The 12,081-nt window shown below is 66.1% G+C and carries 9 protein-coding genes and 1 pseudogene; 4 read left to right on the top strand and 6 right to left on the bottom strand.

What is annotated here, in order from left to right; genetic code table 11:
• Window positions 1–11 precede the first annotated feature (11 nt).
• Window positions 12–2,780, bottom strand: coding sequence for a nitrite reductase large subunit NirB (nirB, locus tag AC3A4M_RS04105; RefSeq protein ID WP_498734142.1), 2,769 nt, complete (start codon window positions 2,778–2,780; stop codon window positions 12–14).
• 398 nt (window positions 2,781–3,178) lie between these two features.
• Here nirB and nirD point away from each other — a divergent pair, with 398 nt between their 5' ends.
• Entirely contained in the window at window positions 3,179–3,601 is a 423-nt protein-coding gene (nirD, locus tag AC3A4M_RS04100; RefSeq protein ID WP_498734141.1) for a nitrite reductase small subunit NirD, read from the top strand.
• Window positions 3,598–4,413, top strand: coding sequence for a sirohydrochlorin chelatase (locus tag AC3A4M_RS04095; protein WP_498734140.1), 816 nt, complete (start codon window positions 3,598–3,600; stop codon window positions 4,411–4,413). Before nirD ends, AC3A4M_RS04095 begins: the two co-directional genes overlap by 4 nt.
• 123 nt (window positions 4,414–4,536) lie before the next feature.
• Here AC3A4M_RS04095 and AC3A4M_RS04090 read toward each other — a convergent pair whose 3' ends face one another.
• The 4 genes and pseudogenes from AC3A4M_RS04090 to AC3A4M_RS04075 form a co-directional block, all read right to left on the bottom strand.
• Window positions 4,537–6,357, bottom strand: coding sequence for a phospho-sugar mutase (locus AC3A4M_RS04090; protein ID WP_498734777.1), 1,821 nt, complete (start codon window positions 6,355–6,357; stop codon window positions 4,537–4,539).
• Window positions 6,358–6,432: 75 nt separating this feature from the next.
• Window positions 6,433–7,233, bottom strand: coding sequence for a purine-nucleoside phosphorylase (locus AC3A4M_RS04085; protein WP_498734139.1), 801 nt, complete (start codon window positions 7,231–7,233; stop codon window positions 6,433–6,435).
• Window positions 7,234–7,349: 116 nt separating this feature from the next.
• Entirely contained in the window at window positions 7,350–8,150 is an 801-nt protein-coding gene (locus AC3A4M_RS04080; protein ID WP_498734775.1) for a nuclease-related domain-containing protein, read from the bottom strand.
• A 249-nt stretch (window positions 8,151–8,399) separates the two neighbouring features.
• Window positions 8,400–8,582, bottom strand: a pseudogene (locus tag AC3A4M_RS04075) (J domain-containing protein); the annotation flags it as partial.
• 159 nt (window positions 8,583–8,741) lie between these two features.
• Between AC3A4M_RS04075 and AC3A4M_RS04070 the strand changes: the two are divergent.
• The gene (locus AC3A4M_RS04070; protein ID WP_498734138.1) at window positions 8,742–10,145 is read left to right on the top strand and encodes an NAD(P)H-quinone dehydrogenase; all 1,404 of its coding nucleotides are present in this window, start codon (window positions 8,742–8,744) and stop codon (window positions 10,143–10,145) included.
• 193 nt (window positions 10,146–10,338) lie between these two features.
• Entirely contained in the window at window positions 10,339–11,070 is a 732-nt protein-coding gene (locus AC3A4M_RS04065; RefSeq protein ID WP_498734137.1) for an SGNH/GDSL hydrolase family protein, read from the top strand.
• A gap of 235 nt (window positions 11,071–11,305) precedes the next feature.
• On the opposite strand, the gene AC3A4M_RS04060 is transcribed toward AC3A4M_RS04065, so the two are convergent.
• Window positions 11,306–11,926 carry a DUF3060 domain-containing protein gene (locus AC3A4M_RS04060; RefSeq protein WP_498734136.1) on the bottom strand — a complete coding sequence of 207 codons (621 nt, stop codon included), beginning with the start codon at window positions 11,924–11,926 and terminating at the stop codon, window positions 11,306–11,308.
• Between the last annotated feature and the right edge of the window lie 155 nt (window positions 11,927–12,081).

The raw sequence follows: 12,081 nt of genomic DNA, 5'->3' as shown, positions 1-12,081 counted from the left end.
GTGGGCGGCAGTTACTGGGCGGTGCGGACAGGGATCGAGGAACCGAGCAGCACCGGGCCCTCGCCGGCGGCTGCAGCGGCACGTTCGTCCTCCGTTGAGGGGCGGATCATGCCGCGCTCGCTGACATTGGCGATCGAGTTATCCTGCTGATCCGGCGCGTTCACAAACGAGCGAAAACGCCGCAGCCGGTCCGGGTTTTTCAGCGTAGCGGCCCACTCATCCTCGTAGTTATCAACGTGACGTGCCATTGCTGCCTCAAGGTCATCGGCGATCCCGAGGACGTCATTGATGACGACGTCCTTGACATGTTCGATCCCGCCGTCCAGGTCTTCGACCCAGCGGGCCGTGCGCTGCAGCCGGTCCGCCGTGCGGATGTAGTACATCAGGTAGCGGTCGATGTACTTGACCAGGGTTTCGTCGTCCAGATCCTTGGCCAGCAGCTGGGCGTGGGCCGGGTTGGCCCCGCCGTTTCCGCCTACATACAGGTTCCAGCCGTCCGCCGTGGCGATCACACCGACGTCCTTGCCCCGGGCCTCGGCGCACTCCCGGGCGCAGCCGGAAACACCCATCTTGAACTTGTGCGGGGCACGCAGCCCGCGGTAGCGCAGCTCCATCCGGATGCCCATCGCCACCGAGTCCTGGACCCCGAAACGGCACCAGGTGGAGCCGACACAACTCTTCACATTGCGCAATGCTTTGCCGTACGCCTGGCCCGATTCGAAACCGGCCTCCACCAGGTCCTTCCAGATCTCCGGCAGCTGCTCCAGCCGGGCGCCGAACATGTCGATCCGCAGGGCACCGGTGATCTTGGTGTAGAGCCCGTACTTCTCCGCCACGCGGGCAATCACGCCGAGCTTTTCCGGAGTGATTTCGCCGGCGGGGATCCGCGGAACCACGGAGTAGGTGCCGTTCTTCTGCATATTGGCCAGTGCTCGGTCGTTGGTGTCCTGCAGCGTGCCGCGACCGCCGTCGAGCGGGTATTCGGTCAGCTGCGACGCGAGGATGGAGCCGATGGCCGGCTTGCAGATGTCGCAGCCCAGCGGGGCACGGGTTGCCGTGGTGCCGTCCTTGAGCTCCAGCTCCACCGGGATGCCGAAGCGCAGGAAGATATCCTCGGCACTGGTCAGCTCCAAGGCACGTAAGGCTTCGAAGAGCTCCGCGCGGGAGAGGGAGAAGTGCTCGCACAGAGCCTTGGAGACGGTGATGCCGCTCTTGGTCAGTTCGGTTTCGAGCAGCTTCTTGAGCATCGGGACACACGAGCCGCATTGGGTGCCGGCGCGGGTGCAGGCCTTCAACCCGCCGAGGTCCTGCACCGGATCCTGACCTTCACAGGCGCCGCAACCGTTGACCGCGTCCCGGATGGAGCCGGCCGCCACGTTGTTGCACGAGCACAGGATCGCATCGTCCGGCAGGTCGGTGTCCGGGGCGTCCCCGCCGCCGGCAGCGGAGAGGTACGCCCCGGGTTCGGCAGGCAGCTCACGGCCCAGCAACGGGCGCAGGCTCTGGTACGGGGCGGCGTCGCCGACGAAGATGCCGCCGAGCAGGGTCTTGGCGTCGTCCGTGGTGACGATTTTCTGGTAGACGCCGCGGGCCGGATCCGCATAGACGATTTCCAGCGCGTGCTCTGTTTTGGCGAACGCGTCGCCGAAGCTGGCCACATCCACGCCGGAAAGCTTGAGCTTGGTGGCCGTATCGAAGCCCGTGAAGGTAGCCTGCCCGCCGGACAGCCGGTCCGCGACGATCTCCGCCATGGAGTTCGCCGGCGCCACCAGTCCTACACACAGGCCGCCGAAGTTGGCGACTTCGCCCACAGCCCAAATATTTTCGACGTCGGTGGCGCAGGTTTCGTCAATCACGATGCCGCCGCGGGGACCCATGCGGAAGACGGGGACGAAGTCCTCATCGCCCAGCTCCACCGGCATGCCGGCGGCCCGGCTGGCGGCCGCCTCGGCTTCGGCCTTGGCGCGGTTGTTGATGGTGCGCGCCAGTTCGTCGCGTGGCCGGACGCCGATGGAAACCACCACCATGTCCGCCGGGATGATCCGCCCGTCGGCCATTTCGACGCCGGTGACTACCGGTTCGCCATCCGGGTCCGGCTCAGCCAGGACGGCTTTGGGGAAGACGCCGCCGTGAACCTCCAGGCCCTTTTCGGCGACGAGCCGGCCCATGGCCTGGCCCGCGCCCTCGTCCAGCTGGGTGCCCATCAGCCACTTGCCGCCGTCGATAATCACCGGATGGGCGCCGAGGCTCTGCAGCCCGGCCGCGGCCTCCAGCCCCAGCAGCCCGCCGCCGATCGTCACCGCGTTGATGGTGCGGCCGTGCTTCGCGGTCAGTTCGGCGACCTGTTGATTGATGCCCCGGACATCCTCGAGTGTGCGGTAGACACTGGTGTGCTCGCTGCCCGGGATGGGCAGGGTGGCGGCGTTGGATCCGGTGGCCAGCACCAGCTCGTCGTACGGGTAGCGGCCGCCGCCCTCCGTGATGACTTCTTTGGCGGCGAGGTCCAGATCCACTGCACGTGCCCCGGTAACCAAGGTGACGCCGTCGTTTTCCCAGAGGCCTTTTTCGCCGAGCGTGAGGTCCACGTCCGTCTCAGTCAGCGCCTTGCTCAGCGCCACGCGGTCGTACGGCAGATGGACTTCCTCGGTCAGCACGGTGATGGCCGTTCGGCCGGCGGCGACGGCGTTCCGGGCGCACATGGCCTCCACGAAGCGGTGCGCAGCCGGGCCGCCGCCGATGACCACAATCCGGCGCGATGCAGTGGATTCCAACTGGTTCATGGGCCTACCTCTGATTAGGGTGCAGTTTCCTGGCGCCGGCCTGAGAGTCGCGGATTACTTGAGTGTTGCGAACCGCAGGTCCCGGAGCGTTGCGTTCCAGCCTAGGAGCCCGCCGTTGCGCCCTAATTTCCCTACTGTTTCCCGCAGTTGACTTTTCCCTGGCCATTTCCGGGGTTGGGCGTGAAGAATCTGAAATCTGCCCGAAACATACGACGGCGGGGCGTTGCGTTGCGCTCGGATTGACGGTTCGGCCGGGGTGGGCCGGCGCATCACAGGTGGGGTGCCGGTGCCGTGAGAAGCGTTTTACGAAGCCGAAACAGGGCCGAGGGCCGAATGAAACACGGGCTTCGTAGCGTAGTAGCCATCGACAACCGATCCAACACCGAACGGGGTTCATGATGACCGTACTTACCGCTCCCGAGATGGTTCCTGCTTCCGACATACGCCTTGATGCCCCTGCCGCCGATGCCCTCGACTGGCACACCGTTTGCCGGGTTGCCGATCTGGAAGTTGTCTGGGGCGAGGCTGCGCTGATCGACGGCGAACAGGTGGCCCTGATCAAGGTCTCCGCCAGCGAGGTCTACGCGGTTTCCCACCGCGACCCGGCCACCGGCGCCCATGTCATGGCCCGGGGCATCGTCGGCAACAAGGGCTGGCACCGGACACTCGCGTCACCCCTGCATAAAGAGGTCTACGACTTGGCGACGGGGGAGTGTTTCACCGATCCGGCCTTGTCCCTGCGCATCTACCCCGTCCGGCTGCGCGATGGCATGGTCAGCGTTGGACTGCCGGCCGGCGCCGCCGTCGGAATCGCCGCATGAGTGCCACCGAGGTGCTAAGCAACCTTGCCTGCGAGCCGTGGGGCGGCTTGGTGGATGTTCACGCCGCGACTTCGCTGGTGGCGGCGTCCCACGGCACCAGTTCGCCGGCCGGCCAGGCCGCCATTGGCAACCTGGTCCGCGCCGTGGCCAGGCGCCGACCGGACCTGAACGTGGCGGAGGCCTTCGTGGACGTGCAGCAGCCCGACGCCTCCACGGTACTCGGCCGACTCAAGGAGTTGCGTCCGGAGGCCGGAGCGGAGGAGCGCGCCGTATCCGGTGGACAAACAAGAATTGTGCCCCTGCTGCTCTCCGCCGGCTACCATGTCCACATCGACCTGGCCGAGGCCGCCGCCAAACACGACGGTGCATCGGTGGCCCGGGCGCTTGGCCCGGACCAGCGGCTGGTCAAGGTCCTGGCCCGCCGGTTGCAGGAAGCCGGTCTGCGCCGCGGCGATCTCGTCATCCTCGGTGCGGCCGGCTCCACAGATGCCCGGGCCGTGGCCGACTGCGAAACCATGGCACGCATGCTGGGGAAGTACCTCGGCATGAAGGTGGCCACCGGCTACATCTCCGCCGCACAGCCCGAACTGAAGGCAGCCGTCTCCGCCGGCAGGGCCGCGATCGCCAAGCGGCGCTTCGCGGGCAGGAACGCCCGCGTGGTGGTGGCAACCTACCTGCTGGCCCCGGGGTATTTCGCCTCGCTGGCCGCCGGCTGCGGAGCCGACATCGTCACGGAACCGCTGCTGGTCCCGGATCAGGAACCGCCCGCCGAGCTGGTCAACCTGGTACTGGATAGGTTTACCTGCGGCTGAGTTTGTCCAGAGGCCGGCCACATCAACGCGAGAACGTCTCTTAGCCACGAGATCGTTCCTCGCACGAAGACGTGGACGCCGGGAGGAACGATCTCGCGATCGGGAGCTCAAGGGCAGCTACGCCTACAGCCCCAAGGCGTCGCTGATGTCTTCCTTGATCGTCTCGAGCGTGCCGCGGACCTTGTCATGCATCGCGGGCAGCTCATCGGCACCGTCCACGGGCTGGACCACCTCGATGTAGCACTTGAGCTTCGGTTCGGTGCCGCTGGGCCGGATGATGACCCGCGAACCGTCCCGGGTCAGGTACTGCAGCCCGTCGGTCGGCGGCAGGTCGGCGCTGCCTTCCGCAAGATCCAGCGTCGAGTCCACCGGAGAACCGCCGAACGACGACGGCGGATTCTCGCGGAGCCGGTGCATCATGGCGCCCAGCAGATCCAGGCTGCCCACCCGGACGGAGAGCTGGTCGGTCGCGTGGATACCGTGCGCCAGATGGAGCTCGTCGAGTTCGTCGCGGACATCGCGGCCCTTGGCGATGGAATCGGCCGCATATTCGGCAATCAGCAGGGCGGCGGATATGCCGTCCTTGTCCTTGACCAGTTCCGGGGCCACGCAGTAACCAAGCGCCTCCTCGTAGCCGTAAGACAGGCCGGGCACGCGCGAGATCCACTTGAAGCCGGTCAACGTCTGCACGTGCGCAATGCCATGCCGCTCGGCGATCTTGCCCAGCAGCCGTGAGGACACGATGGAGTTGGCGAAGACCGGCAGAGCGCCACCGGCCGCTCCGGACTGTCCGGCGGACTGGGCGCCCCTGGAACCAGCCCCACCGGCAACGTCACCCGCGAAACCAGCGCTCCCCGTGACCGCGTCAACGGCGTCGTTGGCTGAATCCATGTCGGCCTGCGCCCTGAGCCGGCCCGCCATGTGCGTGCCCAAGAGCGCGCCCACATCGTCGCCGCGGAGCACGCCCCACTTGCCGGTTTCGGGCCACTTCACGGCGACCGCGGCGCGGTCCGCATCCGGATCATTGGCCAGCACGATGTCCGCATCGATCCGCTCGGCGAGTTCGAGTGCCAGGTCCAGCGCACCGGGTTCCTCCGGGTTCGGAAAGGCCACGGTGGGGAACAACGGATCCGGCTCGGCCTGCGCCTCCACCAGGGCGACGTCTTCAAAGCCGGCCCGCTGCAATACATTCAGGGCAGTCTTCCCGCCGACGCCGTGCATGGGCGTCAGCACGATCTTCAACCGGCGCGACGGGAAATGCCGCGGATCCGCCAGCGCGGTAATGGCGTCCACGTAGGCGTCCTCGATGGAATCGGGTTCGCCCGACGCCGGCAGCACGGTCCAGCCGCCTTCGGCCAGTGCGATCCCCTCCAGCCCGTCGAACGCAGCAATCTCGGCGGCAATCTGCCCATCTGCCGGCGCCACAATCTGTGCGCCCCGGCCGTTTTCCTCCACCGCCCGTCCGCCCAGGTACACCTTGTAGCCGTTGTCCTGCGGCGGGTTGTGGCTCGCGGTAACCATCACCCCGCCGTCGCACTCGAGGGCACGCACGGCATACGCGAGAACCGGCGTCGGAAGCGCCGACGGCAGCAGGAACGTTTCGATGCCGGACTCGGTGAAGATGGCCGCGGTCTCCTGCGCGAAAATATCCGAGTTGCGCCGGGCATCATAACCAACGACGGCGCGTGGCCGGCCATGGGTGCCCACCTTGGCTACCAGGAATCTCGCCAGCCCCGCGGCCGCATGCCGCACCACTACCCGGTTCATCCGGTTCGGCCCGGGACCAAGGGCCGCCCGCAGGCCGGCGGTGCCGAATTCGAGCCGACCGCTGAAACTGTCCGCCAGCTCCTGCCGGGCCGCGGATCCGGCCTGGCCTTCCTCGCGGGTGCGCTCCAAGAGTTCGCGGAGTTCCTGCACGGTCTGCGGGTCCGGATCCTGCGCCATCCAGGCTTCGGCGGCGGCGGTGAGGGAAGCCAACGGATCCTGTTCGGAGTCAGTCAATGGAGTTACCTAGTCCTCTTAGAGCTTGGCGATGATGTCGGCCAGCAAGCGCGAGATGCGCGCTCCGGCGGCTTGCCCGGCTTCGATCACTTCCTGGTGGCTGAGGGGAACCGGGCTGATGCCGGCGGCCAGGTTGGTGACCAGGGAAATGCCGAAAACTTCCATCCCGGCGTGGCGGGCCGCGATGGCCTCCAGCGCCGTGGACATGCCTACCAGGTCCGCGCCGATCCGCTTGGCGTACTGCACCTCCGCCGGCGTCTCGTAGTGCGGGCCGGCGAACTGCGCATAGACGCCCTCGTCCAGGCTCGGGTCCACCTCTTTGGCCAGCGCGCGGATGCGGGAGGAGTAAAGATCCGTCAGATCCACGAACGTCGCACCTTCAAGCGGCGACCGGGCCGTGAGGTTGATGTGGTCGCTGATCAGGACCGGCGTACCGGGCTTCCAATCCGGGTTGAGGCCGCCGCAGCCGTTGGTCAACACCAGCGTTTTCGCGCCGGCCGCCGCTGCGGTGCGCACGCCGTGGACCACCGCGCGCACGCCTTTGCCCTCGTAGAAATGGGTCCGGGCGCCGAGCACGAGGGCCCGCTTGCCGTCCGGAGTCAGCACCGACCGGATGGTGCCCACATGGCCCTCCACGGTCGGGGCGGAGAAGCCGGGAATCGACCAGGCGTCCAGCGTGTGGGTGGTCTCGCCGATCAGTTCGGCGGCCCCACCCCAGCCGGAACCGAGCACCAGCGCGACGTCGTGGTTCTGCACGCCGGTCTGTTTGGCTATGTACGAGGCGGCCGCGGAGGCAAGTTCAAACGGATCAGTAGTCACACAGATAACCTACCCGTTGCCCGCCGCAGGCTCCATAGCTCACGCCGGATGCCGCCGTCGTCTGCGTATTGCTGGCGTTTCTGGTGCCGCTCGCCGCAGGGAACGGCTCGAATGCTTCAGGTCTTCAAACCGGGTAGCAGCCGCGACAGCACGGTCAGGTCCGTCACGGCAACGTGGTCCGGATGGGAAAGGAACACGCCCACTTCTTCGGCAAGGGACTGCGCATTAACCAGCCGTACGGGAAGCCGGCCCGGCTCAAGATAACCGTCATGGTTCTCGATGTAGGGGGAGCGCGAGTGCCCTGCAGCGGTATGGATGACAACCCAGCCTTGCACTTCGCAATCGGGGAAAGCGGCAGCCATTTTCGCCACGGCATAACCGAATTTCAGCTGGTTCAGCTCCTTGCCACTGCGGAAAAGTGTCCGGTTGTCCCACCAGTAACTGCCGTCGCGCCATTGCTTCGAATCGATCAAAGCGATCCGCTTGCCAGCGACCATCACGTGGTCGATGTCCGCGTGCCTGCTTCCCGGCCACTGCATGCCGTGTAAAAGCCGCGCGGCCGGCATCAGCGGAAGCAGCGTTTCGGCCAGAACAGCGTGGGTGGCGCGTTCACCCTGCCTGCCCAGTTCTGCCTGCCGCTCGCCGAAGCGGGCGCCGGAGAGTCCGCGTCCCGGCTCACCGAAAACCTGGTTCATGGCGATGTCCGGGGGAACCAGCTTGTCGGCACGGACGCGCGATCCAGGCAGACGGAAGAGAGCAACGACAGCGGAAAGCACCAAGCCAAGGAGGGCCGCACAGATCATGACCGCCACAAATCCGGCGACGCCGTAGCTGATGCCGATGGATGATTCCTGCAGGAAGCTCAATCCGAAAACGACAACGGCGAGAACCAGCCCCACTTTTAATGTCCTCGGCATGATCCTTGCGGGCCACCCACGCGTGCCGGTTTTCCTCCGGATACTCTTGCCGTATTCCGGGCGGAATGAGGCCGGAGCGACCGGTGCCTGAGCGAAAAGCATCTGGCTTACATCGGCTTTTAGCGGCTGCGTTGGGCCAGGCTGCTGCGTCGGCTGATACGAGGCAGAGCGTTTTGCCGGCCGGCGCGCCGAACTGGCCGAGCTGGGACGAGACTCCTCGATACCGCGAAGGAAGCGGTCATATTCCAAGCGCGAATCGGGGGCTCCGAGTACCTCGTAGGCCAACGAGACTGCCATGAAAATGCCCGTATGACCGCCGCGGTCTGGATGAGCTGTTCTAGCCGCACGACGATACGCTTCACGGATTTCTTCCGTGGAAGCGTTCTGCGTCACATCCAAAAGGTCATAGTGCGTGATTGAGCTGTTTTTCATTTATCCCCCCGGTATCACTGCGATCTCATGCGAGGACTTCAGCCTCTGGATAAACGGTTCAACGCGGAACATCCTTATTGGTCCGAACGCAGGCATTGATGCCATTCGCTGCGGCGAGGGAGGTTGAGTGGCTTGGGCAGGTGCGACAGAATGGCGAGTGTGACGAACCAAATTGATTTCAGCGCCCCCCGTCTGGTGATCCTGGGCGGCGGCCCGGGCGGATACGAAGCCGCCATGGTGGCCAACTCACTCGGGGCGAAGGTGACCGTCATTGAGCGCAAGGGCATGGGCGGCTCGGCCGTGCTCACCGACGTTGTGCCCTCCAAAACCCTCATTGCGACGGCGGATGCCATGCGCCGGGTGGCTGGCGCCCACGATCTGGGCGTGCGCTTCGACGAAGGCTCCCGCGCCGCCTATGCCGACCTGCAGACCGTCAACTCGCGCCTGCTCAAGCTTGCCGAAACCCAGTCTTCGGACATCCACCGGGGGCTCGAACGCGCCGGCGTCCGGGTCATCATCGGCAACGGCCGTCTGGCCGATTCGAACACCATCACCGTCGAGACCGAGACCGGTACTGAGACCATCGATGCGGACGCTGTGCTGGTCGCCACCGGTGCCACTCCGCGCGAGCTGCCCTCGGCCAAGCCGGACGGGGAACGCATCTTCAACTGGACCCAGGTCTACAACCTGACCGAAATCCCGGAGCACCTGATCGTCGTCGGCTCCGGCGTCACGGGCGCTGAGTTCGCCTCCGCCTACCGCATGCTCGGCACCAAAGTCACGCTGGTCTCCTCGCGCGACCGCGTGCTGCCCGGCGAGGACGCGGACGCCGCCGAGGTGCTGGAAGAGGTCTTCGCCCGCAGCGGGATGACCGTGCTCTCGAAGTCCCGTGCCAACGCCGTGGAAAGGACCGACGACGGCGTCCGGGTCACGCTGAACGACGGACGGATCGTGGACGGGTCGCACTGCCTGCTGGCGGTCGGCGGCATTCCCAACACCTCGGGCATCGGTCTGGAAGAGGCCGGCGTGGCGCTGTCTGAAAGCGGCCACATCAAGGTCGACGGCGTCTCGCGCACCACGGCCTCGCACATCTACGCTGCCGGTGACTGCACGGGCGTCTTCGCCCTCGCTTCCGTGGCAGCGATGCAGGGCCGCATTGCCGTGGCGCACCTGCTGGGCGATTCGGTGACGCCGCTGAAGCTCAAGCGGGTTGCCTCCAACATTTTCACCAGTCCGGAAATCGCCACCGTGGGCGTGACCGAGGAGGACATCGCGGCCGGGAAGTACCAGGGGGATGTGATCAAGCTGTCGCTGAACACCAACCCGCGGGCCAAGATGATGAACGTGACGGAGGGCTTCGTGAAGATCATTGCCCGCCGCGGTTCGGGCACCGTGATCGGCGGCGTGGTGGTGGCCCCGCGCGCCTCCGAGCTGATCTTCCCGATCGCGCTGGCCGTGACGCAGAAGCTGCATGTGGATGACGTGGCCAACACGTTTACCGTCTACCCGTCTCTGACCGGCTCCATCTCCGAGGCCGCACGCCGGCTGCACGTCCACCTGTAGACGCGGCACGTGCCGTTCCGGGGCTGTAGTCCCGGAACGGCACCCGCCGCGGAAGGGCCCGCCGACATCTGTTCAAGCAGCCGCGGATCTTCCCGATAAGGTTGTGTCCGGACGGCAAGCGTGATTCATCTGAAGAGGGGCGGGGCGGGTGCACGGGCGGAACAAGATTCTCAAAAACAAGACGTTGCAGAATGTGGGACTGGCGGTCCTGCTGCTGGCCACGCTGGCGGCATTCGTCTACGCCTTCCTGCCCAAGCCGCCCGCAACACCGGTGGGCGGGACAACGCAGCCGGCGGAAGCCACGCCGTCGTCAGTACCAACGGAAACCACCACTGCCAGCCCCACGCCGTCCGCCACAGCCACGGAGACCGAGGAAGCCGAGCCGCCCGTCGCGGCCTTCCTGGGCGATTCCTACACCGAGGGCATCGGCGCTTCCAGCCAGGAGAACCGCTGGAGCACGCTGGTGGCACTGGAGCTGGGCTGGGAAGAGATGAACCACGGGATTTCGGGCACCGGCTACGCCACCAATGCCCAAGGTCCGGGATACGTGGACCGGTTGGAAGACGTTATCGCCGACAATCCTGATGTAGTGGTGGTCTCCGGCGGGCAGAACGATTTCAGCACCTATCAGTTCGACCCGCAGGGCACGCTCCAGGCCGTTTCCAGCGTCTACGAGGAACTGCGCGCGGAGCTGCCCGACGCCAAAATTATCGCCGTCGGCCCGTCCACGCCAAGCGCCGTGGACCAGACCGTCTTTGCCCTCGACGCGGCCGTGCAGGAAGCGGCGGAGCGCGTCGATGCCACGTATGTGAGCCTGCTGGATCCCGATGTGTTCACGCTCGACATGATCCAGCCGGACGGAGTCCACGTGGACGACGCCGGCCACACGGCGATCGCCGAACGCGTCATCAACGCGGTGGAGTAGAAGAGCCGGGCCGAAACTTAGACGGTCAGGACCTGGATGAGCCGCCAGCCTTCAGGAACCTGCTGTTCCAGGGCGATTTTGGCCTCGGCATAGTCAACTCCTTCGGCTTCAATTTCCTTGATTTCCACCGGTTGAATCTTTCCTTTTACCTTGACCACAGGGACAGATTAGCCTGTTCCGGGAGCGGATCGCGGGAGCGGCGCGGGTGCTTCCGGTCACCTCACCGGGCACGCACTCACTTCGCCGAGATGCTGTTGCCGGATCCCTCGTCATCGATCTGGGGATTGCCGGCGCCGAACGTGACCTGATTGCCCTGTCCCTGGAGGGCGATCTTGCCCACCTCATCGGCGTGCAGCGTGTTGTTGCTGCCCTCGGCCCGGAGCCCGGCAGCTTTCTCCACCATGACATTGTTCCGCGGCCCGTCGACATCGATTTCACTGACCGATTCGGCCCGCACAGTGGTGCCGGAAGACAGGATGTCGATCTCCTGGCAATGGCCCGTGACCGTCAGCGTAATGCCGTTCGCCAGCACTTCGATCTTCCCGCCGCCGTCACAGACCAGTTCCACGTCCGCGTCGGCCAGCGTGAGCTTGCGTTCCCGGCCAGGCGAGAGGATCGGCTGCGCCAATGCGGTGCTGCTTGCCGACGGCGGGGCAGGGGCCTCAACCGCGGCGGGAGTCTCAGCCGCGGCGGGAGCCTGGGCGGGCGCAGGTGCCTTCGGTGCGGGTGCAGACCCGTGCACAGCGCTGCCGATCGGGGTGGCGGTGTCCGTGGTGGCGTTCGCCGTGCAGCCGGACATCAGGAGTACGACGGCGGCAAGACCCACCACGACGCGCAGGGTAGGCTGGTGCTTCATCGGACACTCCCTCGATCAGCGTGCGCGATAGACACCCGTCCGCTGAGGCCGGCGGAGCCATCGCCCTACCCAGAGGCTAGCCCATGCAGGTTGGAAAATGACTGCAACGGCCCAACCTGCCGCCGATACCTAGCAACTTCGATGTCGACCGGGCC

The sequence above is a fragment of the Arthrobacter sp. Soil_C_60 genome (genome assembly GCF_057656375.1).
This window is presented reverse-complemented; position numbering and strand designations above follow the sequence as displayed.